This is a genomic window from Sphingomonas sp. BL-S-30 (genome assembly GCF_055521475.1).
The window spans coordinates 2,693,307-2,719,104 of record NZ_CM145481.1; the positions used below are offsets into that span (position 1 = coordinate 2,693,307).

The 25,798-nt window shown below is 66.3% G+C and carries 30 protein-coding genes and 2 pseudogenes; 14 read left to right on the forward strand and 18 right to left on the reverse strand.

The window, feature by feature from the left end; all coding sequences use genetic code 11:
* Nucleotides 1–16: 16 nt before the first annotated feature.
* The 5 genes from ACZ1I5_RS12515 (at nucleotide 17) to ACZ1I5_RS12535 (ending at nucleotide 2,859) form a co-directional block, all read left to right on the forward strand.
* Complete coding sequence (locus tag ACZ1I5_RS12515) at nucleotides 17–307, forward strand: hypothetical protein (protein WP_465169576.1); 291 nt, start codon at nucleotides 17–19, stop codon at nucleotides 305–307.
* 62 nt (nucleotides 308–369) lie between these two features.
* Entirely contained in the window at nucleotides 370–846 is a 477-nt protein-coding gene (locus ACZ1I5_RS12520) for an Hsp20 family protein (RefSeq protein ID WP_465169577.1), read from the forward strand.
* A gap of 77 nt (nucleotides 847–923) precedes the next feature.
* Nucleotides 924–1,433: an Hsp20/alpha crystallin family protein gene (locus tag ACZ1I5_RS12525; protein ID WP_465169578.1), complete on the forward strand. Its 510-nt coding sequence runs from the start codon at nucleotides 924–926 to the stop codon at nucleotides 1,431–1,433.
* Between the two features lie 101 nt (nucleotides 1,434–1,534).
* Entirely contained in the window at nucleotides 1,535–2,113 is a 579-nt protein-coding gene (locus tag ACZ1I5_RS12530) for a hypothetical protein (RefSeq protein ID WP_465169579.1), read from the forward strand.
* 113 nt (nucleotides 2,114–2,226) lie between these two features.
* Entirely contained in the window at nucleotides 2,227–2,859 is a 633-nt protein-coding gene (locus ACZ1I5_RS12535) for a MarC family protein (protein WP_465169580.1), read from the forward strand.
* A gap of 17 nt (nucleotides 2,860–2,876) precedes the next feature.
* On the opposite strand, the gene ACZ1I5_RS12540 is transcribed toward ACZ1I5_RS12535, so the two are convergent.
* From ACZ1I5_RS12540 to ACZ1I5_RS12550, 3 genes are read right to left on the reverse strand one after another with little or no spacing between them, the layout of a single operon-like run.
* Nucleotides 2,877–3,209, reverse strand: coding sequence for a hypothetical protein (locus ACZ1I5_RS12540; protein ID WP_465169581.1), 333 nt, complete (start codon nucleotides 3,207–3,209; stop codon nucleotides 2,877–2,879).
* Nucleotides 3,210–3,250: 41 nt separating this feature from the next.
* On the reverse strand, nucleotides 3,251–3,520 hold the full coding sequence (locus ACZ1I5_RS12545) for an usg protein (RefSeq protein WP_465169582.1): 270 nt from the start codon (nucleotides 3,518–3,520) through the stop codon (nucleotides 3,251–3,253).
* Nucleotides 3,517–3,753 carry a hypothetical protein gene (locus tag ACZ1I5_RS12550; protein WP_465169583.1) on the reverse strand — a complete coding sequence of 79 codons (237 nt, stop codon included), beginning with the start codon at nucleotides 3,751–3,753 and terminating at the stop codon, nucleotides 3,517–3,519. The genes ACZ1I5_RS12545 and ACZ1I5_RS12550 overlap by 4 nt, the downstream gene beginning before the upstream one ends.
* 265 nt (nucleotides 3,754–4,018) lie before the next feature.
* Between ACZ1I5_RS12550 and groES the strand changes: the two genes are divergently transcribed.
* A complete protein-coding gene (gene groES, locus ACZ1I5_RS12555; protein ID WP_465169584.1) occupies nucleotides 4,019–4,333 on the forward strand; it encodes a co-chaperone GroES in 315 nt (104 codons plus the stop codon).
* A 51-nt stretch (nucleotides 4,334–4,384) separates the two neighbouring features.
* Nucleotides 4,385–6,004 carry a chaperonin GroEL gene (gene groL / locus ACZ1I5_RS12560; protein WP_465169585.1) on the forward strand — a complete coding sequence of 540 codons (1,620 nt, stop codon included), beginning with the start codon at nucleotides 4,385–4,387 and terminating at the stop codon, nucleotides 6,002–6,004.
* Nucleotides 6,005–6,491: 487 nt separating this feature from the next.
* Here groL and ACZ1I5_RS12565 read toward each other — a convergent pair.
* Nucleotides 6,492–6,671 (reverse strand): annotated as a pseudogene (locus ACZ1I5_RS12565) (DUF3601 domain-containing protein); the annotation flags it as partial.
* Between the two features lie 161 nt (nucleotides 6,672–6,832).
* Between ACZ1I5_RS12565 and ACZ1I5_RS12570 the strand changes: the two are divergent.
* Complete coding sequence (locus ACZ1I5_RS12570) at nucleotides 6,833–7,744, forward strand: YfdX family protein (protein ID WP_465169586.1); 912 nt, start codon at nucleotides 6,833–6,835, stop codon at nucleotides 7,742–7,744.
* A 114-nt stretch (nucleotides 7,745–7,858) separates the two neighbouring features.
* Here ACZ1I5_RS12570 and ACZ1I5_RS12575 read toward each other — a convergent pair whose 3' ends face one another.
* Nucleotides 7,859–8,623, reverse strand: coding sequence for a TMEM175 family protein (locus ACZ1I5_RS12575; RefSeq protein ID WP_465169587.1), 765 nt, complete (start codon nucleotides 8,621–8,623; stop codon nucleotides 7,859–7,861).
* 149 nt (nucleotides 8,624–8,772) lie between these two features.
* Between ACZ1I5_RS12575 and ACZ1I5_RS12580 the strand changes: the two genes are divergently transcribed.
* From ACZ1I5_RS12580 to ACZ1I5_RS12590, 3 genes are all read left to right on the forward strand, one after another.
* Nucleotides 8,773–9,771, forward strand: a complete 999-nt coding sequence (locus ACZ1I5_RS12580; RefSeq protein ID WP_465169588.1) for a GlxA family transcriptional regulator — start codon at nucleotides 8,773–8,775, stop codon at nucleotides 9,769–9,771.
* Between the two features lie 102 nt (nucleotides 9,772–9,873).
* Complete coding sequence (locus ACZ1I5_RS12585; RefSeq protein WP_465169589.1) at nucleotides 9,874–10,239, forward strand: LuxR C-terminal-related transcriptional regulator; 366 nt, start codon at nucleotides 9,874–9,876, stop codon at nucleotides 10,237–10,239.
* A 41-nt stretch (nucleotides 10,240–10,280) separates the two neighbouring features.
* Nucleotides 10,281–12,029 carry a putative bifunctional diguanylate cyclase/phosphodiesterase gene (locus ACZ1I5_RS12590; RefSeq protein WP_465169590.1) on the forward strand — a complete coding sequence of 583 codons (1,749 nt, stop codon included), beginning with the start codon at nucleotides 10,281–10,283 and terminating at the stop codon, nucleotides 12,027–12,029.
* A gap of 181 nt (nucleotides 12,030–12,210) precedes the next feature.
* Here ACZ1I5_RS12590 and rlxS read toward each other — a convergent pair whose 3' ends face one another.
* The 11 genes from rlxS to ACZ1I5_RS12645 all read right to left on the reverse strand — a co-directional run bounded on the left by rlxS (nucleotide 12,211) and on the right by ACZ1I5_RS12645 (nucleotide 21,652).
* The gene (rlxS, locus tag ACZ1I5_RS12595) at nucleotides 12,211–14,187 is read right to left on the reverse strand and encodes a relaxase/mobilization nuclease RlxS (protein WP_465169591.1); all 1,977 of its coding nucleotides are present in this window, start codon (nucleotides 14,185–14,187) and stop codon (nucleotides 12,211–12,213) included.
* Between the two features lie 263 nt (nucleotides 14,188–14,450).
* Entirely contained in the window at nucleotides 14,451–14,807 is a 357-nt protein-coding gene (locus ACZ1I5_RS12600) for a hypothetical protein (protein WP_465169592.1), read from the reverse strand.
* 221 nt (nucleotides 14,808–15,028) lie between these two features.
* Nucleotides 15,029–15,637: a lytic transglycosylase domain-containing protein gene (locus ACZ1I5_RS12605; RefSeq protein ID WP_465169593.1), complete on the reverse strand. Its 609-nt coding sequence runs from the start codon at nucleotides 15,635–15,637 to the stop codon at nucleotides 15,029–15,031.
* Nucleotides 15,625–16,152, reverse strand: coding sequence for a S26 family signal peptidase (locus tag ACZ1I5_RS12610; protein WP_465169594.1), 528 nt, complete (start codon nucleotides 16,150–16,152; stop codon nucleotides 15,625–15,627). Before ACZ1I5_RS12610 ends, ACZ1I5_RS12605 begins: the two co-directional genes overlap by 13 nt.
* Complete coding sequence (locus ACZ1I5_RS12615; RefSeq protein ID WP_465169595.1) at nucleotides 16,149–16,382, reverse strand: helix-turn-helix domain-containing protein; 234 nt, start codon at nucleotides 16,380–16,382, stop codon at nucleotides 16,149–16,151. Before ACZ1I5_RS12615 ends, ACZ1I5_RS12610 begins: the two co-directional genes overlap by 4 nt.
* A gap of 163 nt (nucleotides 16,383–16,545) precedes the next feature.
* Complete coding sequence (locus tag ACZ1I5_RS12620; protein WP_465169596.1) at nucleotides 16,546–16,848, reverse strand: DUF736 domain-containing protein; 303 nt, start codon at nucleotides 16,846–16,848, stop codon at nucleotides 16,546–16,548.
* A 335-nt stretch (nucleotides 16,849–17,183) separates the two neighbouring features.
* Entirely contained in the window at nucleotides 17,184–18,200 is a 1,017-nt protein-coding gene (locus tag ACZ1I5_RS12625) for an LLM class flavin-dependent oxidoreductase (RefSeq protein WP_465169597.1), read from the reverse strand.
* A gap of 252 nt (nucleotides 18,201–18,452) precedes the next feature.
* Nucleotides 18,453–18,791 (reverse strand): hypothetical protein, encoded by a 339-nt coding sequence (locus ACZ1I5_RS12630; protein ID WP_465169598.1) that lies wholly within the window; start codon nucleotides 18,789–18,791, stop codon nucleotides 18,453–18,455.
* Entirely contained in the window at nucleotides 18,749–20,218 is a 1,470-nt protein-coding gene (locus ACZ1I5_RS12635) for a ParB/RepB/Spo0J family partition protein (RefSeq protein ID WP_465169599.1), read from the reverse strand. Before ACZ1I5_RS12635 ends, ACZ1I5_RS12630 begins: the two co-directional genes overlap by 43 nt.
* Before the next feature lie 61 nt (nucleotides 20,219–20,279).
* The gene (locus ACZ1I5_RS12640; RefSeq protein WP_465169600.1) at nucleotides 20,280–20,699 is read right to left on the reverse strand and encodes a DUF2958 domain-containing protein; all 420 of its coding nucleotides are present in this window, start codon (nucleotides 20,697–20,699) and stop codon (nucleotides 20,280–20,282) included.
* Nucleotides 20,696–21,652 carry an ArdC family protein gene (locus tag ACZ1I5_RS12645; RefSeq protein ID WP_465169601.1) on the reverse strand — a complete coding sequence of 319 codons (957 nt, stop codon included), beginning with the start codon at nucleotides 21,650–21,652 and terminating at the stop codon, nucleotides 20,696–20,698. The genes ACZ1I5_RS12640 and ACZ1I5_RS12645 overlap by 4 nt, the downstream gene beginning before the upstream one ends.
* Nucleotides 21,653–22,068: 416 nt before the next feature.
* On the opposite strand from ACZ1I5_RS12645, the gene ACZ1I5_RS12650 reads away from it, so the two are divergent.
* Both ACZ1I5_RS12650 and ACZ1I5_RS12655 read left to right on the forward strand, forming a co-directional pair.
* Complete coding sequence (locus tag ACZ1I5_RS12650; RefSeq protein WP_465169602.1) at nucleotides 22,069–22,971, forward strand: endonuclease/exonuclease/phosphatase family protein; 903 nt, start codon at nucleotides 22,069–22,071, stop codon at nucleotides 22,969–22,971.
* A 385-nt stretch (nucleotides 22,972–23,356) separates the two neighbouring features.
* Entirely contained in the window at nucleotides 23,357–23,767 is a 411-nt protein-coding gene (locus tag ACZ1I5_RS12655; protein ID WP_465169603.1) for a response regulator, read from the forward strand.
* 114 nt (nucleotides 23,768–23,881) lie between these two features.
* Here ACZ1I5_RS12655 and ACZ1I5_RS12660 read toward each other — a convergent pair whose 3' ends face one another.
* Both ACZ1I5_RS12660 and ACZ1I5_RS12665 read right to left on the reverse strand, forming a co-directional pair.
* Nucleotides 23,882–24,487, reverse strand: coding sequence for a DNA -binding domain-containing protein (locus tag ACZ1I5_RS12660; RefSeq protein ID WP_465169604.1), 606 nt, complete (start codon nucleotides 24,485–24,487; stop codon nucleotides 23,882–23,884).
* Between the two features lie 79 nt (nucleotides 24,488–24,566).
* Nucleotides 24,567–25,130 (reverse strand): annotated as a pseudogene (locus tag ACZ1I5_RS12665) (hypothetical protein); the annotation flags it as partial.
* Here ACZ1I5_RS12665 and ACZ1I5_RS12670 point away from each other — a divergent pair.
* Nucleotides 25,030–25,773, forward strand: coding sequence for a helix-turn-helix transcriptional regulator (locus ACZ1I5_RS12670; RefSeq protein ID WP_465169605.1), 744 nt, complete (start codon nucleotides 25,030–25,032; stop codon nucleotides 25,771–25,773). The pseudogene ACZ1I5_RS12665 and the gene ACZ1I5_RS12670 sit on opposite strands and share 101 nt — an antisense overlap.
* Nucleotides 25,774–25,798 lie beyond the last annotated feature (25 nt).

The following is a 25,798-nucleotide window of genomic DNA, read 5'->3' on the forward strand; positions in this document are numbered from 1 at the left end:
TGCTCGGATCGACAGGATGGCAGCCCGTCGCCTGCCTGAACGCATCGGTTCGCGCCGCCGCGGCTTGATTGCGATGGTGCGAACCCCGGATCACACCGATACTGATCCCCAAAGCCATTTACCGCCGCGCACGCCCGATCTTCGTGGCGCGTTGCAAGCGCAGCTCGTTGCGCGCGACGGTGGCGATGTGTCCGTCTTCGAAGAAATCATCGTGGCCTGTCGAGGAATGGCGCGATCCCTTGAACTCGAAAAAATCGCATCCTACCTGATTGCCGCCGGGCGCCGTGTTCGGGTCCGGTGGACATAGAGGGCGCCGGCTCTCTCCGGCGCTTCTCATGCCCAGATTGCTTCATTTGGAGGATTTGGAAAATGAGGACCAATTTCGACTTCGCGCCCTATCGGCGCTCCACGGTCGGCTTCGACCGTCTTTTTGATCTGCTCGAGACCGGCATGCGCGGCGACGGCAGCGACGGCTATCCGCCGTTCGACATCGCCAGGGACGGCGAGGATCGCTACCGGATCACGCTTGCGGTCGCCGGCTTCCGCCCCGACGAGATCGAGATCGTCGCCCAGCAGAACCAGCTGACCGTCACCGGCAGGCGCGCCGAGGACCAGGACGAGGGCCAGTACCTTCATCGCGGCATTGCCGCGCGTCCTTTCGAGCGACGCTTCCAGCTTGCCGACTTCGTCGAGGTCCGGTCGGCCGACTTCCAGAACGGCCTGCTCAGCATTGCGCTGCAGCGTGTCGTTCCGGAGGCGATGAAGCCGCGCAAGATCGCGATCGGCGGGGCTCCTGCCCAGGAGCGGATCGCAGCGACCAGCGAAGAGGCTCGCCAGGCGGCCTGAGCCGAAATGTCCCACCGGCGCCGCGCATGGCGCCGGTGGGCCATCCCAACTTCAGCCAGGAAAGGAGAAAGGAACCCATGGCTATCCGTGATCTGATCCCCTGGAGCCGGCAGGAGAACCGGCTCTCCGTCGCGTCCGGCGCAGGCCGCGACCGCGACGATCATCCGCTGCTATCGCTGCACCGAGACGTCAACCGGCTGTTCGACGATGTCTTTCGCGGGTTCGGCGTGCCGTCGCTCGGGTCCTTCGAGCGCAGCTTCGCGTGGCCCCATGTCGAGTTCGGCGAGACCGACACGGAAATCCACGTCACCGCGGAGCTGCCCGGGCTGGACGTGAAGGACGTCGAACTCGCACTCGAGGACGGTGTGCTGACCTTGCGGGGCGAGAAGCGGTCCGAGGTCAAGGACCGCGGCTATTCGGAACGCAGCTACGGCCACTTCGAACGCCGCATCGCCCTGCCCAAGGGCATCGAGGCGGACAAGGCGGGCGCGACATTCCGGAACGGCGTGCTCACCGTCACCTTGCCCAAGTCGGCGGCGTCGAACGAGAATGTTCGCCGGATTCCGATCGATAGCAAGGCGGCCTGAGGGGCGCTTTACGAAGACCGCAAGGAAAGGCTCGAGTCATCCGGCGTTCAGCTTCGCCGGGTAGATTTTGACCCCCATACATCTTGGATGGAGGACGATTGATGCGAAAAATTCGTACGGCCGTCTTGGCCGGGGTCGCGGCGCTCTGCGTCGCGGGCACGGCGGTGGCGGCGAGCAACGATACCCATGTGATGAAGGTCGACCTGCCCGACGGCTCGGTCGCGCGAATCGAATATCAGGGCGCCGTGGCGCCCAAGGTCAGGATCGATCCGACGACCCGATTCGAACCGGTTCTGTTCGTCGATCCGTTCGACGCCGCGCCGTTCGCCGGGTTGGACCGGATCTTCGCCGACATGGACCGGCAGGCCGCGGCGATGATGCGCCAGGTGCGCGCGCTGCGATCGCAGCCGCTCGACCCGGGCGCCAAACCCGATGTGGCGGCATTCGGCGCCATGCCAGCCGGAACGGTCAGCTATCGCTTCGTCTCGACGAGCGACGGCAACCGCTTCTGCAGCCAGAGCTGGCAATGGACCTCGCAGGGCGCCGGGCAGCAGCCCAAGCTGGTCTCGGCCAGTTCGGGCGACTGTGATGCCGGAACCCCGGCAAAGCCCGCCGGGTCCGCCGTGACGCCGGCGAAAGCGGCACCCGACATTCACAGCGCTTCCACCGCAACCACCTGAGCCCCTCGGGGGGCGGCCTCGGCCGCTCCCCGATCCGCTTGCCGAGGGAAAATCGCCCCGCACGGCCGGCGCGATCGCGGCTGCCGGCCGTCCAGCTCATCCACGCCATCGTCATGCATATCGCACCCAGCATCCTGTCGAGCTTCGTCACGCTGTTCGTGACGATCGGGCCGGTGGAGACGGCGGTCGTCTTCGCCAACCTGACCGCGGGCGTTCACCGCGCCCAGCGCCGCAGCCTGGCGCGGCGCTCGGTTGCGATTGCCGGATTCGTGCTGCTGCTCTTCGCGATCGCGGGATCGCTGGTGCTGTCGCTGCTCCACATCTCGCTTCCGGCCTTTCGCGTCGCAGGCGGCCTGCTGCTGTTCCTGCAGGCGCTGACGCTGACCTTTTCGAGCCCGGGCCTGTCGTCGCTCAAGGACAGCGAAAGGCACGATGCCGAGCAGCCCGGCGATATTGCGGTGTTCCCGCTCGCCTTCCCGCTGATCGCCGGCCCCGGCAGCCTCTCCGCCGCCGTGCTGGTGATGGGACGGACCGCGGGATGGACCGAGGCCATAGGCGTCATCGCGATGGTGCTCGCCTGTCTTTTGCTGACCTTCGGCGCGATGCGAGCGGCCGAGCGGCTGGTCGAGGTGCTCGGCCGGACCGGAGCGGATGTGGTCAGCCGAGTCTCGGGTATCCTGCTCGCGGGCCTCGCGGTGCAGTTCGTGTTCGACGGCCTGGCCGAGGCCTCGTTCCTGCACGGATAGAAGCGGCGCTTGCCGTTTCAGGCGGAGCGGCGACGGTGCGATGCCGCGTCCAGCGCCGCGAGCACGCGGTCGAGCATCACGGCGTTGCTGGCGGCCTTGGGTAGTTCGCGCCGCGCAAAGCGCTGCAGACGGTCGATATCACGCTGCGGCACCGCCAGCTCGATCGGCATCCCGGGCAGGTCGCTCGGCCGCGCACCCTGCGCCGCCTTGCCCGACGCGAGGAAGTGATCGAGCAGCCGTTTGCGGTCGGCAAAGGTCCAACCGAGCAGCTCGAGCTCGGCGGGGGTCACCGATAGCAGCGCCAGCGCGAACTCCATGATGTCGTCGAACGGCAGCAGGAGGCGAACCATCCGCCCGCCACGCTCGCGCCACCGCCGGATCGCACCGCGGCTCACTGGCTGGTGATGACGCCGTCGACCGCACGCCACTCCCTTGGCCCGATCAGCCGGCCATGGACGATCCGGACCGAATGCAGCGCGGCCTCGATCTCGCGCTCCCACAGGTCGAGGAAATCGAACAGCACCGGGAAATCGGGCGCTAGGTCATAGTCCTGCCAGACGAACAGCTGGAGCCAGGACGGTGCGTCCGGGCGATAATAATGGATCTCGGCAGTGGTGAGCCCGTACCCCTCGAGCTGGGCGAGGAACGCGCGGTCGTTCATCGGCGCGCCTCGCCCGCTCCCGCTTGACCGTCGAGCGCGCGCAATGCGGATAAGACGTCGTCGATGGGAACGGGCTGTCCTGCGCCCGGCGGCTTGCGCAGCGCCGGCTTGCCTCGGACCGCGGACTGGTCGGATGCCCAGCGGGCGAGGATGGCGCGCTTGACCTCGGGCTCGAGGCTCGGGTGATGCGCGACGTCGAAGGGGTGCAGAAAACGGGAGACTGGCTGCGACATGGCTGTCCTCCTTTCCTCAGGTCGCTCCTTTCTCATCGGGCTATGCCCAGGTGCCAAATTTGGTCGGACAGCGAGCCTCGTCAAGGGGTCGGGTGCGCCGCCCAGGCCGCTCAATCACGACGTTTGGTACTTAGGGCCAACGAGTGCCAAAAATTGCGTTCCGGGTCTTGAACCGAAAATTCGAGCTTCCTAATTCGCCGCTGCCCGCCGTTGCCAGGCAATGTCGGGCACATTGTCATTATGCTTATGCAACTGGAGGTTATGCATGCATTTCCGCCCCTTGCACGACCGTGTGGTCGTCCGCCGCATCGAAGCCGAGGAGAAGACCTCGGGCGGCATCATCATTCCCGACACCGCCAAGGAAAAGCCGCAGGAAGGCGAAGTCGTTGCTGTCGGCCCGGGCACGCGGGATGACAGCGGTTCGCTCGTCGCGCTGTCGGTGAAGACCGGCGACCGCATCCTGTTCGGCAAATGGTCTGGCACCGAGGTCAAGATCGATGGCGAGGACCTGCTCATCATGAAGGAGAGCGACATCCTCGGCGTCATCGAGCTGCAGGCCGAGCTCAAGCGGGCGGCGTAATCGCCGGATCCCTCAACATCTCAGGAAGGACAAGAGAAAGGAGTTAGCCAGATGGCTGCCAAGGAAGTGAAATTTGCGTCGGACGCGCGTGACCGCATGCTGCGCGGCGTGGATACGCTTGCGAATGCAGTGAAGGTCACGCTGGGCCCCAAGGGCCGCAACGTCGTGATCGAGAAGAGCTTCGGCGCGCCGCGCATCACCAAGGACGGCGTCACCGTCGCCAAGGAGATCGAGCTCGCCGACAAGTTCGAGAATATGGGCGCGCAGATGCTGCGCGAGGTCGCCAACAAGCAGAACGACAAAGCGGGTGACGGCACCACCACCGCCACCGTGCTGGCCCAGGCGATCGTCCGCGAAGGCTCCAAGGCCGTCGCCGCGGGCATGAACCCGATGGACGTCAAGCGCGGCATCGACCTCGCCGTGAACGCGGTGGTCCAGGATCTCGAAGCGCATGCCAAGCAGGTGAGCGCCAACAGCGAGATCGCCCAGGTCGCGACCATCTCGGCCAATGGCGACGAGGAGGTCGGTCGCATCCTGGCGGAAGCCATGGAGAAGGTCGGCAACGAAGGCGTCATCACCGTCGAGGAAGCCAAGAGCCTCGAGACCGAGCTCGAGACGGTCGAGGGCATGCAGTTCGACCGCGGCTATCTCTCGCCCTATTTCGTCACCAACACCGAAAAGCTGCGTGTCGAGCTCGACGACCCCTATATCCTGATCCACGAGAAGAAGCTCTCGAACCTCCAGGCGCTGGTGCCGCTGCTCGAGAAGGTCGTGCAGGCCGGCCGGCCGCTGCTGATCATCGCGGAGGACGTCGAGGGCGAGGCGCTGGCCACGCTCGTCGTCAACAAGCTGCGCGGCGGCCTCAAGGTGGCGGCAGTCAAGGCGCCCGGCTTCGGCGATCGTCGCAAGGCGATGCTCGAGGATATCGCGGTCCTGACCGGCGGCAACGTCGTGAGCGAGGAGCTCGGCACCAAGCTCGAGAACGTCACCGTCGCCATGCTGGGCCGCGCCAAGAAGGTCGTGATCGACAAGGACAACACCACGATTATCGACGGCGTCGGCACCAGGGCCGACATCGATGGCCGCGTCGCGCAGATCCGCCAGCAGATCGAGACGACCACCAGCGATTATGACCGCGAGAAGCTCCAGGAGCGGCTCGCCAAGCTCGCCGGCGGCGTCGCGGTGATCCGCGTCGGCGGAGCGACTGAGGTCGAGGTCAAGGAGAAGAAGGACCGCGTCGACGACGCGCTCCACGCTACCCGCGCCGCGGTCGAGGAAGGCATCCTTCCGGGCGGCGGTATCGCGCTGCTGCGCGCGCTGAAGGCGCTGGAGGGCCTCAAGGCCACCAACGACGACCAGCAGTCGGGCATCGACATCGTCCGCCGGGCTCTGCGGGCGCCCGCGCGCCAAATCGCCGACAATGCCGGCGAGGACGGTGCGTGGATCGTCGGCAAGCTTCTCGAGAGCGAAGACTATAACTGGGGCTTCAACGCCGCGACCGGCGACTATCAGGACCTGGTCGCGTCGGGAGTGATCGACCCCGCAAAGGTGGTGCGTACAGCGCTTCAGGACGCGGCCTCGGTGGCCTCGCTGCTGATCACCACCGAGGCGCTCGTCGCCGAGTTGCCCAAGGAAGACAAGCCCGCGCCGATGCCGGCGATGGACTATTGACGAAGTCGAGGAGCGCAGCATCGCTGCGCTCCTCAGTTCGCCGGCATTACCGTCGAGGCCGGCGGAGGAAGCAAAACGCGCCAAGGGTTTGCCTAGTGCGTTTCCAGTACACCAAGTTGCGAGCGTTAGTTTAGCTACCACGATCCGTGGAGCAACATAGACCGACTCTGAGGCGCGAAGCTGTCATCATGATCGGGCTGAACGAAGGTCCGCTTACGCCAGTCGGAAGCCCAATAGCTGCCGGTACGTTCTCCTGAAGACTTTCGTACGCCTGTCGGCATCCGAAACTCTTCATGAAAGCGGCCTGTCTGCTTTCAAGTAACGAGTCCGAAATAGCCGCCATTCGTTCAGCAAGCTGATGCAGCCGGAAGACCCAAACTCGGTCATTCGCGACACCCGTGCCATTCCCCGAATCCAGGCGCTCATCTCTATCTTATGCCAGTTCCTGGGCCTATCGGCTCGGCTCGTTAAGTGCTTGAGTTGGTGGTTAGCTGCCGATCCCCGGCTGAACATACGCATCGAAATGGTCGAGGATCTCGGCTTGTTCATCGGCCCGCCATTGCAGACGGATGTGCCATTCACGCTCACCGTCGAGCGAAACGAATAACGATTGCCCGTCGTCGTACGGCAAGAACGCTGCCCCCAAGAAAGTCCATCCTTCGCCAACAGGATGAACAAGGCAGTGGCCCGGGGCGGCCTCCTAGACCGCCGGCAGATCGAACGCCCCTCCCTTAACCCGAGGAAGAATGTCCCATGTCAGCCCTTCGCCATCCCACCGCACCGTCTTTCCACGGCCGGCACGCGCCCCGCCTTCTTATGGGCGTCGCCTTGATCGGCCTGACCCTGCTGGCGCCGGGTTGCTCACCGGGAAGCAATCCCGCGGGCAACGCCCAGAGCGGCACGGCGGCCGTCCCCGCCGCTGCCGACGCCACTCGCGCCGCGACGCCGTCCGATATCAGTGTCGGCAGCCAGATCGCCGAGAAGCGCCGTACACTCATCGCCGACGCGGTGTCGGCGCTTCAGGAAAGCTACACAGCGCTCGACCTGCTGACGGCCGGCAAGACCGACGACGCCGTCAAGGCGCTGTCGCGCGCCACCGGCAAGCTCGACATTGTCCTCGCGGCGGATCCCAACCTCGCCCTTGCTCCGGTCGATGTCCGCGTCACGACCCATGACGTCATCGCCACGCCGGCCGACGTAAAGGCGTTGCGCGACCTTGCCGAGGCGGCTCTTGAGGACGGACGCCTGCAGGATGCGCGGCATCTGATCGCGGGGCTCGCCAGCGAAAGTGCCATCAGCACCGTCAACATCCCGCTCGCGAGCTATCCGGCGGCGATAAGGCAGGCAGCGGCGCGCATCCTTGCCGGCAGCACCGCCGAGGCGAAGGTGATGCTCGAAACCGCGCTCGCGACGCTGGTGGTGGTGGACACGATCGTCCCGCTGCCGCTCGCCCGGGCCGGGGCGGCGCTTGGTCTGGCGCAACCCCTCGCCGAAAAGGCGCAACGCAGCGCCGATGAGAACGCACGGTTGCAACAGCTCCTCGCCGATGCGGGGCGGCAGATCGATCTGGCCAAGGCGCTTGGTTACGCGACGAAGAAGGATCTCGATGCGCTGTCGGACGAGCTCAAGGTCATGGAAGGCAAAACAAAAGGCGAAGGCAGCGGCCAGCGCCTGTTCGATCGGATCAAGGCGTTGTTCTCCCAGGCAAACCGCCAGCCGAATACGCGCCCCAAGTCTTGATCGTCACAACGCAAGTTCTCCCGTCGCGCGCGTGCTGACCAACAGAAGTACGGTGCCCTCTGCGCCTCGATCAGTGCGTTCTCGTCGCGCGCGACTTCTTGCGGAAGTTGTCCGCTACTGCGGCGACGGGGGATGCGCTGCGGACTGCTGCAAGTTGTGCCAGCGTTCAAAGCGGCGGTCCGGGATCAACCACATGAGAGAGACCGTGATATAAAACGTAATGGCGACCCATGGCGAAATGAAGGCCGCGGGGATGCCGAGGCCGTAGAGGGAGAACGTGACCCATTCCTTTGTGCGTGAGCCGACCACGGCCCTAATGCGCGACTCCGTGCCCTCGGCCAGGATCAGATCGCGTTCAAGCCAGATGTACCCGAAAGCCGCCATTACGGTCACCGCCCCATATGCGGCAACCGGTTGGGGCGTGATTCCGGCAAGGCCGATCCACCGGATCACGAATGGCATCAAGGTGAGCCAGAAGAGGAGGAACAGATTGGCCCAGAGCGCACGTCCGTTCACTCGGCTGGCAGTCGCAAGCATATGGTGATGGTTGGTCCAGAAGATGCCGATATTGATGTAGGCAAGCGCATAGGCGACGAGCAGCGGAATCGCGGGCCGAACTGCCTGCCAGCTGTCGGTGGCGGGAACGCGCAGATCGAGGACCATGATGGTCATGGCGATCGCCAGCACCGCGTCGGTGAAGGCCATCAGCCGGTCGGTCTTCATGGCAAGCACCTCGATGAAATTAAGTTGCGCTTCTGGCCGCTCGCGCACGGATGCGCATTGACGACTGTCAACGACATCACTCGCTTTTCCGCTACCCAGATCTGACCACCATGGTTTTCGACGATGGTTAGACAGATCGAAGGCCCTCAATTTCATGCCCTGCGGCTCGGTGCTCTACGTTTGCCTCGCAAGACGATTGCGGCCCATGCCAAAGCCTTGGTGCCGTCGCTCTAGGTAATCAGCACAAGGAGGCGTATCCGAGTAGAACGACCGGTGCCGTGGGCGCCGCGTAGCCAGGACGCGCGATGCTCATCACGATCTATGCCCCTGGCAACATGCATTTGCTCGAAGTCGCCGCCGTGCAGGACGCGCTGTTCGAGGCGAACTGCAAGGCTCGCTCCGGACAACCCTATCGGGTGAGGCTAGTAACCGAGCGAGGCGCAGCCATGGAGAGCGCCTCGGGCATGATGTTCATCCCGAACGCGGGTATCGCGCAAGCGACGCAGCCTTCGGACACTTTGATCGTCGTTGGACCCTATGGAGTGCCTTCCCCGCCAAGCGAAAAGGTCGCGCGCTGGTTGCGGGAACAGGCCGACTTGTCGCGACGATACGGTTCGACGTGTACGGGCGCCTTCCTCCTGGCCGATGCGGGGCTGTTGTCGGGGTGCCGAGTGACAACGCATTGGCAATATACCCAACGGCTTGCCGCCGAATATCCCGATATCCAGGTCGAACGCGACCGCATCTTCGTGCGCGACGGGCGGGTATTCAGCTCGGCCGGGGTGACCGCCGCACTCGATCTTGCCCTTTCCCTGATCGAAGAGGATTATGGCCGTGCCCTGGCGTTATGGGTGGCACGCCGTTTGGTCGTCTTTCTGAAGCGGCCCGGAGGCCAGTCCCAGTTCAGCGCGGCCTTGACCGCGCAGACCGCAGCCGCCAGTCCGATCGACAGGATAAGGCTTCACATCCTAGAAAACCCGCGCGAGCCCCTGGAGTTGGAAGCGCTTGCTGAAGTGGCTGGTGTCAGTCCGCGACATCTATCCAGGATGTTTCGCGCCGAACTTGGGTTGACCCCGACTGCCTATGTCGAACTGACCCGAGTCGATATAGCGCGGCAGCTGCTGGAAGACAGCACCGCTCCGATCAAGGCCATTGCCTATGCGGCCGGCTTCGGATCGACGACCACGCTCCGTCGGGCGTTCGTGCGTGGGATCGGCGTCACGCCCCTTGAGTATCGGCTGCGATTCCAGACCACGGGGCCGGGAGGTCAAAGCGAAGACGTAGGTGCCGCCATTTTGTCCTGAAGCGCCGCCGGGCCGGCGTTGAAACGCTGACGTCTTGGCCGCATCGTCGTGACCGGAGGCCATGACATGCGAGTTAAACCCGCCGAGCGTGCGTCAACGAAATTGGACAGAGCCACTCTACGCGCCCCGGCGTCTTCCGGCCACCGGACGAAGTCGCGCCCAGTCCCAGTCACCGACGCAGCACCCGCGCCGCCTGACGGGAAGGCGGCGTACGCGCTTCTAGCGCAGCAGTGCCGCTCCAAGGTCGATGGCCTGGCCCTGCGCCAGCGCGATGTGCCGGCCGGGCCGGTCGCCGGCTGTAGCAACAAGCAGATCGCGTGCGACCTGGGAATCAGCTCTCGAACGATCGAGATCTATCGCGCCGGCATGATGGATCGGCTCAAGGCCGGTACGCTCGCACACGCCCTGCATATCGCCTTCGTCGCGGGGCTGACGCCCTTGGACACGATGTCGTTCCGGAACGGCTGAGTGCGCCGCGACTCGCAATTCGAGATGCAAGGAAAGCGGCCATGAGATTCTGGAGCGTCAGGCGCGCGGGCCCGCTCGTGGGAGCGCCGGAGGGCGTGCAAGCGCTGCCAGCGACCGCCGCCGCCCTCGCCATGGCGCAATGTGCGGACGGCGTCCTGATCGCCGATATGCGCATGCGGGGCCAGCCAATAGTCCAAGTGAATCCTGCGTTCGAAGCGATCACCGGCTATGCGGCGTCGGAGGCGATCGGCAAGAACTGCCGCTATCTTCAGGGCAGCGACCGCCTGCAGCCCGAAATCGCCGAGGTCCGGGCCGCTCTGGCTGAGGGCCGCTCCTGTTCGGTGACGCTGCGCAACTATCGCCGGGACGGCGCCATGTTCCGCAACGCCTTGCGCCTCACGCCGCTTCGCGACGACGACGGTGAGGTGACGCATTTCATCGGACTGATCCGAGACATGACCCATGCGACGGGTGTCGATCGTCTGACCGGCCTGCTCGACCGCTATGGCCTGCTCGACCGACTGTCGGCGTCGGACGCGCCCGCAACTTCCGCCTTGCTGATGGTCAAGGTCGACATCGTCCGGTTCCACGACATCAATAACGGCTTCGGGTATGACGTTGGCGATGCGCTGCTTCGGTCAGCTGCCGCGCGACTGGCGACGCTGCCGACCGCCGCCGTGTCGCGCGTGGGCAGCAACAGCTTCGCACTCGCATTTGAACTGGACCACCCCTTGGGCGGCGCCAGGGTGGCGAAGGATGTCCTTGCGTTGCTGAAGCCGCGCTTCGTCCTTCCGGGGGCGTCCCTGGCGGTTCAGTTTGCCGCGGGCTTCGCCCTGGGGATGGCGGGCACCGACACGCTCCAACTCGTCCGGCAGGCCGGTGCGGCGTTGCAGCGATCAAAGACCACGCCGGGATATCCACCGCATGCCTTCATCGCCGCGGACGAGCGCGATGCGCGCAACCGTATCCGCCTAGCGAGCGAGCTCCAGATGGCCGTTCCAAATCAGGAGTTGCTGTTTCACTACCAGCCGCAAGTGGATCTCGGGACCGGCGAGTTGGTCGGCGTCGAGGCGCTTCTTCGATGGAACCATGGCGCGTTCGGGCTGCAGCCGCCGAGCCGCTTCATCGGGATCGCGGAGGAAACCGGCGCGATCCTGGAAATCGGCGCCTGGGGCCTGCGCACGCTCGCCGCGCATGCGGCGCAGGTTAACCGGAACCGCCGCACGCCCATCCGCTTCTCCTTGAACGTATCGGTCATGGAATTCATGCAGCGCGACATGGTGACCCTAGTCTGCCAGACGCTCGACGAGACCGGCTGCGATGCCGACTGGCTGACGATCGAGCTCACCGAGGACCTGATGGTCCCGGAGCCGGAGCATATTCGCCGCGCCTTCGAGGAGCTGCGAAGCCTAGGGATCGGCATCTCCATCGACGACTTCGGCACCGGCTATTCCAATCTGCGCTATCTTGAGAGCTTTCCGCTGAGCGAGATCAAGGTCGATCGAAGTTTCGTGCATGATGTTGCGCACAGCGTGGCCAAGCGCGTCATCGTCGAGGGCATCGTCAAGCTCGGGGCGGCGCTGGACATTCGCGTCGTCGGGGAAGGCATCGAGACGGAGGCAGAACGTGCAATCATGCGGACGCTGGGCTGCTCCGTGGGCCAAGGGTATCTATTTTCTCCGCCACTGGACGAATCCGAGTTCCGCAAGCTGCTGAACGAGGGTCTGATCCTGCGTGAGGCTTGGAATGCGCGGCGACTGTTGACGATGCTCGATGGGGATGGCGTCTGAAAGCAGCTCCTATCGGAAATTGTCGTTCTGGACCGCCATTGGAATGGCAAGGCAAGCTTCAGACTCGACATTCTGGCACCTCGCAGTCAGCAGATGAGCGAGGGGCGGCTTTAGGGAGGCGCCAAACCTTGTCGGAACGACCGCAATTGAGGCGCATAGCGGTCGATCACCGCGTTGCCAGTTAGTCAATTTGCGGCCCTGCCCTTTCCCGCCCGAATATCCAGTTGACGCCACCGTCGCGCATAATCCCGCCAACCTGGTTGCCGACCTGCCTGGCCAGCACGGGGCGCCACGGCACCAACGTAAATTCCCGGGCCTTTTCCACCACGGCGAAGCGACCGCTCACCAGATCGACGTGACGTGAGAGCCTACCCTCGATCTCCATGCCCGTCCGTGTCTCGACAAACGCCTTACCGAGGTCTGACGACAGCTGCTCACCGACCCGCAGCAGTTCGCGACGCTGCAGGACAGCGAGCGCGTTGGCGCGGAGCCGGAAGTGACCGCCCTCCCCTTCCGCCAGTTCCTGCTTGATCAGCCATTGCTGGCGCGCGGCGAGCACAGCGCGCAATTCGCGCCCGAACCCGGCGTCGCGCGCAGCATGCGGCGCACCCGCCGCAAGCTCGCGGTCGAGCCAGGTCGACGCGTCCGCGCCGGGCAGTTGCTCGACCGGAACGGACGACAGCATCTCGACCTCGACCGGTTGGTCACGATGCCGGCGCGCCTCATAGGCGGCCGCCCGATCGACATGGTCGGTCTCGATACGCCAACTACCATCAGCCTCCCGTTCGACGCCCGTACGGGCGAGCCGCATCGCCTCCAGGCGTCGAACGTGAGCCTCGGCGAACGCCTGTGTCGCGGTCGGATCGTGCCGCAGGTGCAGGTCGACCGAGTAACGCCCACCATTGGCAGCCGCGACCTCCGCAACCATCCGGTCGGCATCGCGAATTGCCAAGCTTCGCGCGCTGACCATCACGACGGAGCCCTCGGCGACCGGGCCGACCGCGTCGCCGCGGCCGATATCGACATAGTACGCATGGCCATCGACACCATCGACCAGCAGGAAGTGGCAATCATTGTGCTCGTCCGAGAGACCGCGCGCGATCACCCGGCCGACGATCGGCTCGGTTTCCTCCCCCGTTCCAAACAGGCTTCGTCCAACCCATGGCCGCTCAAGCCTTCGCGCGCTTAGCTCCCGCTGCATCGTGCGGATGATGTCGCCGCGCTCGCTCATCGCACGCAGCGTCTCCTCCAGGCCGTCGGCGAGCTGCCATCGTCCACCGCCCAGATTTTCGGCCAGACCAAGGGTACCGAGCTTCTGCAGCCGGCCCGCGCGAAGCGACTGCTGGAACGGATCGCAATCGGCCGACGACACGACACGATCCGCATCCATCGTCAGCAGCATCCGGCGGTCGATCGCGGTCAGCCGCTCCTCGCCGATATCATGGCGCAAGCGTGCCTCGATCTCCTCCGTGGTGCGCGGCCCGAGATCGAGAGTCGCCAGCTCAGCCGCGCGCTCGCGGATTCCGTGCGAGATATACTCGCGCGCAATGACCAGATTCTGGCCCAGCTCATCGACGCCGCGCAGCATGATGTGCGTGTGAGGATGGGCCGTGTTGAAATGGTCGACCGCGACCCAATCGAGGTGCGTGCCGAGATCGGCTTCCATCTGCGTCATCAGCCGGCGGATGTAGGGCTTGAGATCGGGATATTCCGAACCGTCCTCGGCGGAGACGATGAATCGGAACTGATGCCGGTCGCCGTCGCAGCGTTCGAGGAACGCCTTGCCGTCCGCCGTATCGTGCTCGGCGGAATAGAGCTCCCCCGGCATGCCCTCTCGGGTGACGCCGTCGCGCTGGATATAGCGAAGATGCGCGCGCGCCGCGGACAGGCCCTTGCCACCCAGCCGAACCAACCGCGTCTTGACGACCGCGCGCCGCGCGCGGAATGCGGCCAGCCGGTCACGGCTGGAAAGCAGGCGACCCAAGCTCGCGCCCCGGCCGATCCTGCTGCCGTCGAACCGGCGGCTGCCGATCGCGCCCTTCTCGGCCGAGCGGACCGCCGCGACAATGACGGTCGAGAGGTATTGCCGGGCGCGCTTGCCGCCGCCCCGATTGCGGATCTTGCCGAGACGCGGCGTGAAGTCGTCGTCCTCGCTCACCGGTAGCGTCCGGACTGGAGAGTCTCGCAATCGAGCGCAAGAAATGGCGAATTTCCGCCAGTTCTTCTACCTATGTCTCGCGCACCGTCGCCCATGTCTCGTGAAAAAACGATGTTCAGACAACCACATAGCAATGGCCGCGAGACATTGCCTTTCTCTTGCATTCCCTTCTTCCTTCTCCAGTCGCCCCACCCCCCTCCCTCGGCGCAAAAAAAAATGGCCGGGACGCGCGTGCCTCTCAGCACCGCGTCCCGGCCGTGCGATCAGGCATAAGCGAACGCCCGAATGGCATCGCCGCGGCGCTTGAAAGTGCGCCTGCCCATCATCCCGCGCGCATCGCCATCGCCGTCGACGATCATCACCGCGACGAACCATGTGCCGTCCAGCCGCCCCAGGATTCGCACCCGGTCGAGCTCGATATCGTCCTCGCCTGAGGATTCATAAGCGCCGATCCAGCGCTCCTCGACCCGCGCATCCCAGTGAAATTCGACATCCTCCGCCGCCAGAAACCGGTGCGCCAACGCTTCTCCTGCGCCGCGCCCGAACTCGAGCTCGAGCCCCGCCGCCAGTGCCGAGATCACGCGATCCGCTGCGGCCGAGATGGGTTGATATTGGATCATGAACTGTCTCCGCTTGCCGCCCTCCTCATCGAGGACGCAGCCTCGCCGACGGGTGGCGCAGCGGCTGTCAGGGCCGCCGGAGCGATAGCGGAGGCGCCGCGAAGCGGACGCGGGGGGAACCGATTTGCGCAGCAAATTGGGGGGCACCCGCGGGCCTTGATAGCCGCTGCGCCGCCCGTCATGCTGGGACGACCACGACCAGCCCCCTTCCCCACGCGCCGTCATTGCGGCTCCTTCCGCACCGCGAACAGCGAGGATCGTGGCCGGTCGGGAGCCTCGGAAGCCAGTTCAGCATCACCCTCCCGGCGCACCGCGAACAGGGTCGGCGGCGGCGCCGGCGCAGCCGGTGCGGGCGCGCTCCGTCCCTCAGGCACGACCGCGGTGAGATAGGCGATCGTCTCGGCGGGGAGCTGCGACCTGCCCGCGAGCCAGGCGGTGTAGCGCTCCGGCCCGGCATTATAGGCACCGAACAATCCCGGATAGCCGAACCGGTCGTACATCAGCCGGAGATAACAGGTGCCGGCCAGGATATTGTCGCGCGGATCGTCCGGATCGGCGCCGAGCCCGAGCCGCGCGCGCATGTCCGCCCAGGTCGCCGGCATCAGCTGCATCAGGCCCATCGCGCCCTTGAACGAGCGGATCGGCCGCCCGTCCCGGCTGGTCGCGCCGCCGCTCTCGGCGCGCATGACCCGCTCGATCCACTCCTCCGGAATGCTGAAGCGGTGCGACGCCTCGGCGATGAACGGCTGCCAGCGCGCCACCGGGTCGGCGCTACCCGGGACAGCAAGGACGAGCGACGGCAGCGCAAGCGCGAGCCTCAGCGCGTCCATAGCGGCCTGCCCTTGCCGATCAGCTGGTCGGTACGGCTGATCCCGAAATAGCGGCCGTCGAACGAGGCCGGGGCGTCCATCAGCAGCAGATAGTCACGTGACGTCAGGGTCCGGCAGCCGCGCCACCACGGCATTGCCCGGCCTTTGCCATCCACCGCCAGCCGATGCGCGACGAGTTTCCCATTGACCAGGATCGAGCGACCGGCCGCGCATACCCGGTCACCGTCGAGCGCCACGACGCGCTTCACCAGCGGCACATTGGCGGGCAGATAATGGCGCATCGCCGCGAGGCGGCGATAAGGCTCGGGCGCCCAGGCAATCACCATGTCGCCGCGCGCCGGCAGGGTGCCGGGAAAGACGCGGTAGAGCCCGCGCGGCGCGCTGTCGCTCGCGTTCCAGACCAGGCGCGGCGCCGGCGGAAACACCGCCATGACGACCGTCACCCAGAAGCAGGCGAGCCCGAAAAGGATCCAGCGCCAGGCGCGGGCAACGTCCTTCGATTCCTCGGGCGTCATGATTTCTTCCCCTCGAAGCTGGCGCGCGACCAGGCGTCGAGATCGTCGATATGATATTGGACCATGCGCGCATGACGGCGCGGGGTCGGCCCCGGATCCTTGCGCTTGCCGCCACGCATCCGCTGCAGCGTGCGCTCGGAAATGCCGAGATAATGGGCGGCCTGCGCCGTCGTCAGATAGGGGCTGCCGCGTCTCGCGCTCTCGGCCCGGTCATGCTCGTCGTCGTCCATCGGCCCGTCCCGTTGCTGGCGGGCTCAGGGCCTGCCGGACGCAGACAGGTGCCGGTCCGGCACGATCGGGTGCAGTGTCGAAAACGCCACCCCCCGGAAAACGACACCCCCGGACGGACGTGCAAAGAAGTGCGGCGCCCCGAAGGGCGCCGCAGCCGGCCGCTCAGCGCGACCAGATCAGCTTGTGCTCGCCGGCATCGCCCTGCACCAGCGTCGCGTAGATCGGCGCCGGAAAGGCCGGATCGTCGAGCTTGACCGAGACATATTCGGCACCGGTCTCGCGCGCGGCCCGGACCCAGCCGGCGCCGACCTCGGCACCGTTGCTCGCGGTGATGCGATAGTCGGGCGCCTTGTCGCTGTCCTTGGGCGACGGCTTCATCACCGCCTTGAACTTGAGAACCGAGGTGCAGACCGTGCCGGTGAAATTGCCGGCGTCGTCGCGGGTGAAGCTGCCAATCTGTGCCATGATAACCTCCAGATGCTTGGTCGAAGCCGCCCGATTGCGGCCTCGATGGCGTCGGTCGGGCGGGGCATGCGGCCTGCGTGCACCCTTGGGGCCGGAACGCAGTGGAGGACGGCGCAGCCGTTGCAGGCATGAAGGCCGCGCTCCGCCAGACAGCCATCTCGAGGCCGCGTGGCGGCTGAGGCAACGGGAACATCTGGTCGGTGCGGCACTGGTCGCGCGCCCTGCGGCAGCCGGACCCACCACGCGCACCGCATCCAATCAAGGTCCGGGACAAGCGCCCCGAGGCCAGCAATGGCGCCGGGCGGACGCCCCGGCCGTCAACCGAGCGAGCTGGGTCAGCGCCAGCCCAGGGCCGGCGCGACATGCGTGATCACGGCGTCCAGGACATGGGCATTATAGTCGACGCCCAGCTGGTTGGGCACGGTCAGCAGCACGGTGTCCGCCTCGGCGAGGGCTTCGTCGGCCCGCAATTGCTCGATCAGCGTGTCCGGCTCGGCGGCGTAGGACCGCCCGAAGATCGCGCGCATGTCGTCGATGACGCCGATCTGGTCGCTGCTGTCTCCGCGCCCGAAATAGGCCCGATCGCGATCGTCCATCAGCGCGAAGATCGAGCGCGATACCGAGACGCGCGGTGTCCAGTCATGGCCCGCCGCCTTCCACGCCTCGCGATACAGCCTGATCTGCTTCGCCTGCTGGACATGGAACGGCTCGCCGCTCTCGTCGGCCTTGAGCGTCGAGCTCTGCAAATTCATGCCCTGCCGGGCCGCCCAGAGCGCGGTCGCATTGGACGCCGAGCCCCACCAGATACGGCGCCGGAGACCGGCGGAATGCGGCTCGAGGCGCAGCAGGCCGGGCGGATTGGGGAACATCGGGCGCGGCGCGGGCTCGGCGAAACCATCGCCCTTCAGCAGGTCGAGAAACACCTCGGCGTGCCGGCGGCCCATATCGGCATCGCTCTCGCCGGTGCCTGGCGCATAGCCGAAATACCGCCATCCCTCGATCACCTGCTCGGGAGAGCCGCGGCTGATGCCCAGTTGCAGCCGGCCCTGGCTGATCAGGTCCGCCGACCCGGCATCCTCGGCCATGTAGAAGGGATTCTCGTAGCGCATGTCGATCACGCCGGTGCCGATCTCGATCCGCTTCGTCTTCGCGCCGATCGCCGCCAGCAGCGGAAACGGCGAGGCCAATTGCTGCGCGAAATGATGCACCCGGAAATAGGCGCCGTCCGCGCCGAGCTCTTCCGCCGCGACGGCGAGATCGATCGACTGCAGCAGCACGTCGGAGGCCGAACGGGTCGCCGACTGGGGCGAGCCTGACCAATGGCCGAAGGAGAGAAAGCCGATCTTCTTCATGAACATTCCCGTCGCTGCTATCACGGCATGGTCGTCGCGGACCGCGCCTGCGACTGGAGATAGGCTGCCGGACTGCCGGGCGCATCGCCCCGTCATGCCAGCGTGCGGAAACACAGGGTTTCCAGGCGGGATGCCTATCCGACATCCAAAAGGAAAAGCCGCGCCGCTTGCCTCGAAGAGGCGAGCGGCGCGGCCGGATTTCAAGGGTCCATGAAGACACGGGCGGCCTCCCGGCCGCCCGTGTCCACGGCATCACGCCGCCAGCTTTTGCTCGACGGGCTGTTCGGGCTCCTGCAGGACGGGCCGCGCGCCCAGCACGCGGGCATGCGCCCTGATCGTGCCGACGCCGCCCCGCCCGGTATAGGCTGCGGGCGGAAACGCCATCCAGCGCGGCACCCAGCGCTCGACCTTCGCGCGCCCGTCCGCGCCCTCAAGATGGGCGGTGACGATGGCCTTGAGCGTCTTTGCCTTCTCGGTCTTATTGGCCTCGGCGACGCGCTCGCCCGCGACCTCGCCGACGATGCCGACCAGCACCTCCTTTTCGCGGATCAGATCGAAAAACGCCGTGTCCGCCTGCCACCAGTCGGCCATGTCGACCGCCAGATGCAGGCCCAAGGCCTCCACCTCGGCGGAGCCGCGTGCCAGCGTCTCGCCCATCGCCACCGCGACCAGCTCCAGCACCACCGCGTCGGGCAGTCCAGCAGCCGTTCGAACACCGCGCTGACCTCATGCCCGACGCCCCGGCCATGGCTGAGATTGGCATCGTCCTCGCCGAACCCCAGCACCGCCAAGGCGGCGCGGCGCTTCGCGTCGAACACCGTCTCGCCGGGGGCGCCTTCGGCGCTTTCGGCGACGGCGTCGCTCGGCGCGTTCCGCCCATCGGGCCGGACACTCCACTGGCTGCCGGTGCCGATCACATGCGCCGCCATCAGCCGGAGCGCGACACCGGGCTTGGCGAGCATCGCTGCGCGGACGGCGGCGTGGCGGTGCAGGTCGATATAGGCCTGCATGCCGGACGTGATCTCCGGGCGCAAGATCTTGACGACCGCCTCCGGTGCTTCTCCCCTGGCCCGCTTCGCTGCCTCGCGGCGGCTGAGATAGCCTTCATGGAAGGTCACCTCGCCATTGGACCGGACGGCGATGTAGACGCGCCCGCCCTTCTTCTTGGGCGTCTTTTCATATTCATAGGAATAGAAATGCTCACCCGGCGGGAGGATCGCGACCTCGCTCCACCCCGCTTCCAGATAGGCGGCGCGGCGCGCCTCGATCGCGGCATTCTGCGCAGTCCAGAAGATATCCGCGTCCCCGAAATAGCCGCCCTCGCCGAACAGGTCGGCGACAATCGGCCCGGCGAAACCGTCGAGCGGGAACAGCGCGTGGCCGGTCGGGATGGTGCTGCCGCCCAGCGCCCATGCCTTGACCTGCTGCCCGGTCGGGGCATGCGCCTTGGGATCGTCGAACAAAGCGAGCCAGTCCTTTTGCTGCGCCTTGCTCGCCATGGTCAGATGGCGGATCGTCACCCGGTCGATCTTCTCCCGGCGATACAGGTCGCGGATGCGGGGCAGCAGGTTGCCGAGCGCGAGCGTGCGGCGCACGGCAAGCTCGGGCAAGCCGAAGGTCAGGCCGATGCCCTCGGGGCTATGGCCTTCCTTGACCAGCCGGGTGAACGCTTCCCATTGCCGGACCTCGTCGGGGTCGAGCCGCGCCATGTTCTCGATCATCGAGGCCTCGATGGCGGCGGCATCGTCGCCGTCTTCGAGGATGCCGCAGGGCAGCAGATAGGCACTGCGCGCAATCTCCTTCTCGGCCGCGTCGATCCCCGCCGCATGGAAGCGGCGGCTGCCCGCATCGATCAGGAAATGCCCGTCTTCCGCGTCCGGCCGGACCAATAGCGACTGGATCACGCCGCGCTTGCGGACGGTGGGTAGGATGTCGCTGACATCGGGCACGGCCTTGCCGTGGCGCATGTTTGCCTTGCTGACCGAGAGCCGGTCGAGCGCGATGAATTGCAGTTTCATGGGTTACACTCCTTGCTTGGGATGCGGCGGAAAGGCGCGCCGCGCGCCATTTCCGCCGGACTCAGGGTCCGGGGGGAACCTCGAGGGTGCCGCGCCCCAGCGCGACGCGGCGCAGCAGGGTTTCGGCGAACAGGATCGAGCCCGAGCGGCGCGACCAGTCGGCCCATGCCGACAGCGCGAACGCGGTTCGGAAATCCGCGTCACGCTCGATGCCGAGCCCGAATCTCAGGCGCACCGAGGCGAGTTCGGACAGGCTGAAAGAGCCAAGCTCGGGATAGCCGAATCCGAGGTCGGCGAGCCCGAACAGCGTGTCGCCGTCCGTATCGAGCTCGGTCGCGAGCCATGTTGCGGCGCCCATCGGATTGAACAGCTTCAAGACCGGTACGGGGTCCGGTTCGGCGGTACCGTCACGCTGGGCGGCCTGATGCGCGGCGGCATTGGCCAGCAATGCCGCGCGCAGATCGTCCGGGAGCAGGATCATGCGGCGATCCTCTCGGCCTGAGGAAGCGCGACAGAGGCTTGCGCCGCCTGCGCCTCGCGGTGGCGCGTCAGCAGCCAGTCGGCGGCCTTGCTGGCATGGCTCGCCGCGCGGAAGATCGCGTGATCGTCGTCGCGCAGCACCTCCAGCCATGAGGCGAGATAATCGGCATGGCGCACGGTCGGTTCGATGCCGAGCGCGGCGCAGAGATATGCGGCGCCCAGCTCGGCGACCAGCTCCTCGCGGGCGTAATCCTTGCTGCCGAACGGGTTGAGCAGGTTGCGCCCCAGCCGCTTGGCATGGCCGGTGGCATGGGTCAGCTCATGCAGCGCGGTGCGGTAGAAATCGATGGGGGCATGGAACGCGCGCTGCGGCGGCACCACCACCAGATCGGGTCCGGGCGCATAATAGGCCTCCGCCCCGCCGATCCGGAACGGTACGCCCGACGCGGCGATGACCTGCTCGGCGAGCGGTACCTGCTCGCATTCCGGCAACGGCTCCGCGCTGCCCGCCAACCCCTCGGGGAGGCCATCGCACTGCTCGACATTGAACACAGTGAAGCGCTTGAGGAACGGCACCGCCTTGGGGTCCTCACCGGCATCCGCCGCCCTCGCCTTCTCGGCGCCCGGAATGAACCGGTCGGCATAGAAGACCATCGTCCCCTGCTCGCCCTTGCGCACCGATCCGCCCGCGCCGAGCGCCTGCCGGAACGTCAGCCAGCCCTGCGCGGCAAAGCCGCGCTCCTGCGCCGCCCCCCACAACAGCAGGATGTTGATCCCCGAATAGGGCCGCGCGGTCGCGGCATTGTGGGGGAGCCCCGGCCCCGCCCCCTTTCTCCCCCAGGGCTGCACCCAGGGGAAGCGCCCGGCTTCCAGCTCGGTAATGATCCGGGCGGTCACCTCCTCATACAGATCGGCCCGGTCGGGCTTGGCGTCACGTCCAGCGGCTTTGCGCATCGCATCCTCCTCGCCGCCAAAATCACCATGCCTCCCCGCAAAGAGCGGGGGGTGGGCGGCGAAGCGGACGGAGAAGGCCCGCAGCGAGCGGCCGGCGGCATCGTCAGAGCGGAACGAAGTGGAGCACCCGAAGCGCCAAGCGCAGGGTTGCCGTCGGCCGCGGCGGGCCTAGCCGGGAGCGCCGGCCACCTCCCGCTCGACGGGAGAGGCACAACCAACAACGCGGCTGCGACAGCAGCCTCCGCACCACGCGCCAGCGGGCGTCACCTTATGGCCGAGACTGAAGGGCTCGGCGGTGCACCCGCCCGAAGGGCGGGGATGCACCGTAGCACGCGGTCGCGCCTGCAGCGCGAGGCGCCACATGCTCCTTGTCCTTGCCGCCCCCGTCGCCCACCGACTAGTCAGGCAGGATGATCATGCGTCTCCCCCTCGCCCTGGCCATGGCCGCCCTGCTCGCCAGCTGCACGAGCGTCCTTCCGCGCCCGCCGGCCCAAAGCGCTCCCCAAGCCGCCGCAGGACTCAGGATCGCCAGCTGGAACCTCGAATTCCTGGCCGGGAAGGACGGCACCGGCTGCCAGCCACGCAAGCAAGCCGACTATGCCGCGATGCGCGCGATCGCCGACAATCTCGGCGCCGACGTGATCGCCTTCCAGGAAGCGGAGAACCCCAGGGCCGCGGCCCGCGTGTTCGACCCCGCGCGCTACACGATCGTGATGGAACAGCGCCCCGGCGAGGCCGGCGGCACCTGCGGCGGCGCCAATCCCACCCAGCCGTTCATCCGCCAGGCGGTTGGGTTCGCGATCCGGAAGGATCTCGCCTTCGACCGCGCGCCCGACGTCACCGATCTCCAGCTCGGCAATCCCAATCTGCGCTCCGGCGTCGACATCACCATCCGTCCGGCCAATAGCCAGCCGCTTCGCCTGCTCGCCATCCACCTCAAGTCGGGCTGCTTCGCCGGCGCTCAGGGTCCGGCCTGCGCGACGCTGCTCCAGCAGGTGCCCCAGCTCGAACGCTGGATCGACAAGGCCGCAGCCGGCCCGACGCGCTTCATCGTGCTGGGCGACTGGAACCGGCGCCTCGCCGCCCCCGGCGATCCGGTCTGGGCCGAGCTCGACGATGCAACGCCGCCAGATGCGGACCTGACCCTCGCCGACCAGGGCATCACGCCACGCTGCGATCGGCGCTACCAGGACTTCATCGACCATGTCGCGCTCGACCGGCGCGCCGCCGGCGACCTCAAATCCTTCGAGGAAATCCCCTATGCGACGGCGACCCATTATTCGGATCATTGCCCGGTGACGGTAACGCTCGACCGCTGACGCGCGCCCGCAGGGCGCGCCTAACAAAAGACGCACCCTCGGGGCGCCGCCATTGGCGCGGCGGCGTGCGCGCGGGCCTGGGGGCCAGCCGCCGCCGCGCCCCCAAGGCGCTCCCGAGTGTGCCACGCGGGCTCAAAAACGCGCGACCCCTGGCGGCTTCGAAGAAGGCCGCCAGTGCGCGCTCCCTTGATCCCCCGCGTTCGGCTCCCCCCGGGGGAGCCGAAGGCTTCCCAACCATTGCTGATGTCGCTCCGAACCTTCCGACCTTGCCCCGGTCACGGCCAGTCCGCCGGCGCACCCAGGCACCGCACGATATCGCGCAGGCGAGGCTTCGACGTCCCTTGCGCGGAACTGCCGTCCCCGCCCCACGTTAGCGGTCACAGCCATGTTGATGGAAACGAATGCAGATGGACGATGCGACACAAATCCGGCGTGGCACCGCATGCGGATCCTAGTGGTCGAGGACGAGCAGCTGATCCGGCTGCTCATCGCCGATGCGCTGCGCGAGGCCGGGTATGTCGTCATCGAAGCCTTTAACGGCGATCAGGCCGTGGGCCTACTCGACTCGGGGGAGATTGCCGACCTTATCCTCAGCGACGTTCGCATGCCCGGCTCGGTCGACGGGCTCGACCTTCTGGGGATCGTCAGACAGCGATTCCCGACCCTCCCGATGATATTGACCTCGGGCCATCTCGAAGCCGGCGTCGCGCTGGGAGAAGGCGCGACCCATTTCCTCAGAAAGCCGTTTGAGCGCGGCAAGCTCGTCGACCTGGTGAGGACCGAACTGGCAAAATAGCAGGACGCAAGATCGCCGGCTTTCCTCTCGAAGCCAAAAGGCCCCGGCAGCAAGTCCGACGCGCTGCGCCGCCGGGAGCTGCCATCCGCCAGCTACCCTATTACCAGGCGGCTCTCAGGCGCCCGGTCCCGAAAGCAGCAGGTCCCGCCACCCTCCCGACCGCATGCGCTCACCAAAGGACAAGAGGCGTCTGACCTGAGAGCGGAGATAGTCAGACGTCTCAACCCAATCGTTTCGAGCGCGATCCGGTCCGAACAGAAGGCCGGCGACGTCGCGCTGGCTGGCACCGGCACGCCGGGCGTCGTCGGCCCGCAGGGCCGCAATCCAGCGGCCGGTCCTGCGCTCCGTGCCGAACAGGCCGAGCGGCATGGCACCGCGGCGGTCAAACGCCACCAGGCGACGCAAAGTCATCAGCGGGGCATCGATCGATTTCAGTCCGTCAAAGGCGAACCGCAGACGGACCGGCGCTCTCGTCACTGTCCCACCACGGACATCGAGCCTGAGCCGGTGCAGACCGTCGGTCAGCAGGACATGCTCCAGGGGCTCCTTGCCGCGCAGCACCGCAGAGAAGCAGCCGACGCTAGCCAGATCGAACCCGGAAGGATCTTCGCCGGCGACATCGCATGGCAGGACTGACGGGTCCGTCGCGGCATCGAAGAAAATCCGTGCGCGCCACGCAGGCGTCGCCGGATTCTCCGCGAAACAACAGCCCCCGAGCAAGATCGGGAGCCTCCTCGAGCAACAGGGGCCCGGCGGCCGTTGTGATTGCCTTTGACGGGGTGCTACCGACATACGCGGTATCACGGCGCAGCCATTCCCAGGCCCAGCCGGGCCGGTCGAGCTTCACCAGCCAGCGATACTGCGCCGGATCGCTGCCATCGGGCATGCCGGCGTGCGGGCCTCGCGTCACAAAGAAGCAGCCTGCCCGGTTGCGGGGGCTGCAAGCATGTTTTCGCGGAATCCTCGACAAGTTGACCAGAAGCACTTGAGGGCCCGTGCTGCCCGAGCGAGCATGAATTTTCCCCACAACAAATGTGAGGGCAATCCGATCATAAATTCTCAGGTTACGCTTTACCAAGAAATGGGGGTTAAATCGCTGATGTTGCACTGCAAACCGCAATAGCCTTATTGCTGTTGCCATGCTTGTAGGCAAGCAACTGCTACGTCGTTGTTGCCGAAAATGAGGCCAGGCGATCGCGACCCGAACAAGGCGATTCGAGGGACAAGGCGGATTGGGAACGCCCCCGAGGTCGAAAGGAGCTATGCCTGAACTGACACGTTGCCGGGAATTCCTGGAGCTGATCAAGTCTGCGGTTACCAACCAGGAACTGGAACACGCCCTGGAGCAAGCCTGCCGCGGCATGGGATTTCAGTATTTCGCACTGACCCAGCATTTCGCCTCGACTGACGGACAGGCGATTCGCCTGCACAATTATCCGGAACCGTGGGTCGAGTGGTTCGATAACAACGGTCTCAGCGTATCCGATCCGGTGCACCGGGCAAGCCAGGTCACCAATGCCGGCTTCATCTGGTCGAACGTCCCCGCGATGATCAAGCTTACCCGTGCCGACGAGCATGTGCTCGAGCGGGCTCGGCGCGAAGGCATCGGTGATGGTTTCACCGTACCGGCACATGTGCCGGGCGAGATGAGCGGGTCCTGCTCGTTCGCGGTGGAACCGTCCCGCGCGATGCCGGAGCGGACCTTACCCCTGATCGAGGCAATCGGCGCCTTCTCCTTCGAGGCTGCGCGGCGCCTGAACAAGATCCGCGATGTCGCGCCGGGTCGCCCGCCGGTATTGACGGATCGGCAGCGCGAGTGCGTGCTGTGGGCGGCGCGCGGCAAGAGCGCCTGGGAAATCGCACAGATCCTCAGCCTCAGCGAGGAAACCGTGATCGAGCATCTCAAGCTGGCACGCTCGCGCTACGATGTGCCGAAACAGGCGATGCTGGCGGTCTGGGCGCTGTTCGACGGACTGATCACCTTCGCGGACATCTTGAAGCGCTGACAACCCCCCAGAACTGGGGATGTCG

What these genes read in the sequence shown, in the direction of transcription:
- ACZ1I5_RS12515 (WP_465169576.1), top strand. Translation starts at nt 17, where the DNA reads ATGGCAGCCCGTCGCCTGCCTGAACGCATCGGTTCGCGCCGCCGCGGC.
- ACZ1I5_RS12520 (WP_465169577.1), top strand. Translation starts at nt 370, where the DNA reads ATGAGGACCAATTTCGACTTCGCGCCCTATCGGCGCTCCACGGTCGGC.
- ACZ1I5_RS12525 (WP_465169578.1), top strand. Translation starts at nt 924, where the DNA reads ATGGCTATCCGTGATCTGATCCCCTGGAGCCGGCAGGAGAACCGGCTC.
- ACZ1I5_RS12530 (WP_465169579.1), top strand. Translation starts at nt 1,535, where the DNA reads ATGCGAAAAATTCGTACGGCCGTCTTGGCCGGGGTCGCGGCGCTCTGC.
- ACZ1I5_RS12535 (WP_465169580.1), top strand. Translation starts at nt 2,227, where the DNA reads ATGCATATCGCACCCAGCATCCTGTCGAGCTTCGTCACGCTGTTCGTG.
- ACZ1I5_RS12540 (WP_465169581.1), bottom strand. Translation starts at nt 3,209, where the DNA reads ATGGTTCGCCTCCTGCTGCCGTTCGACGACATCATGGAGTTCGCGCTG.
- ACZ1I5_RS12545 (WP_465169582.1), bottom strand. Translation starts at nt 3,520, where the DNA reads ATGAACGACCGCGCGTTCCTCGCCCAGCTCGAGGGGTACGGGCTCACC.
- ACZ1I5_RS12550 (WP_465169583.1), bottom strand. Translation starts at nt 3,753, where the DNA reads ATGTCGCAGCCAGTCTCCCGTTTTCTGCACCCCTTCGACGTCGCGCAT.
- groES (WP_465169584.1), top strand. Translation starts at nt 4,019, where the DNA reads ATGCATTTCCGCCCCTTGCACGACCGTGTGGTCGTCCGCCGCATCGAA.
- groL (WP_465169585.1), top strand. Translation starts at nt 4,385, where the DNA reads ATGGCTGCCAAGGAAGTGAAATTTGCGTCGGACGCGCGTGACCGCATG.
- ACZ1I5_RS12575 (WP_465169587.1), bottom strand. Translation starts at nt 8,623, where the DNA reads ATGAAATTGAGGGCCTTCGATCTGTCTAACCATCGTCGAAAACCATGG.
- ACZ1I5_RS12580 (WP_465169588.1), top strand. Translation starts at nt 8,773, where the DNA reads ATGCTCATCACGATCTATGCCCCTGGCAACATGCATTTGCTCGAAGTC.
- ACZ1I5_RS12590 (WP_465169590.1), top strand. Translation starts at nt 10,281, where the DNA reads ATGAGATTCTGGAGCGTCAGGCGCGCGGGCCCGCTCGTGGGAGCGCCG.
- ACZ1I5_RS12600 (WP_465169592.1), bottom strand. Translation starts at nt 14,807, where the DNA reads ATGATCCAATATCAACCCATCTCGGCCGCAGCGGATCGCGTGATCTCG.
- ACZ1I5_RS12605 (WP_465169593.1), bottom strand. Translation starts at nt 15,637, where the DNA reads ATGGACGCGCTGAGGCTCGCGCTTGCGCTGCCGTCGCTCGTCCTTGCT.
- ACZ1I5_RS12610 (WP_465169594.1), bottom strand. Translation starts at nt 16,152, where the DNA reads ATGACGCCCGAGGAATCGAAGGACGTTGCCCGCGCCTGGCGCTGGATC.
- ACZ1I5_RS12615 (WP_465169595.1), bottom strand. Translation starts at nt 16,382, where the DNA reads ATGGACGACGACGAGCATGACCGGGCCGAGAGCGCGAGACGCGGCAGC.
- ACZ1I5_RS12620 (WP_465169596.1), bottom strand. Translation starts at nt 16,848, where the DNA reads ATGGCACAGATTGGCAGCTTCACCCGCGACGACGCCGGCAATTTCACC.
- ACZ1I5_RS12625 (WP_465169597.1), bottom strand. Translation starts at nt 18,200, where the DNA reads ATGAAGAAGATCGGCTTTCTCTCCTTCGGCCATTGGTCAGGCTCGCCC.
- ACZ1I5_RS12630 (WP_465169598.1), bottom strand. Translation starts at nt 18,791, where the DNA reads ATGGCCGACTGGTGGCAGGCGGACACGGCGTTTTTCGATCTGATCCGC.
- ACZ1I5_RS12635 (WP_465169599.1), bottom strand. Translation starts at nt 20,218, where the DNA reads ATGAAACTGCAATTCATCGCGCTCGACCGGCTCTCGGTCAGCAAGGCA.
- ACZ1I5_RS12640 (WP_465169600.1), bottom strand. Translation starts at nt 20,699, where the DNA reads ATGATCCTGCTCCCGGACGATCTGCGCGCGGCATTGCTGGCCAATGCC.
- ACZ1I5_RS12645 (WP_465169601.1), bottom strand. Translation starts at nt 21,652, where the DNA reads ATGCGCAAAGCCGCTGGACGTGACGCCAAGCCCGACCGGGCCGATCTG.
- ACZ1I5_RS12650 (WP_465169602.1), top strand. Translation starts at nt 22,069, where the DNA reads ATGCGTCTCCCCCTCGCCCTGGCCATGGCCGCCCTGCTCGCCAGCTGC.
- ACZ1I5_RS12655 (WP_465169603.1), top strand. Translation starts at nt 23,357, where the DNA reads ATGTTGATGGAAACGAATGCAGATGGACGATGCGACACAAATCCGGCG.
- ACZ1I5_RS12670 (WP_465169605.1), top strand. Translation starts at nt 25,030, where the DNA reads ATGCCTGAACTGACACGTTGCCGGGAATTCCTGGAGCTGATCAAGTCT.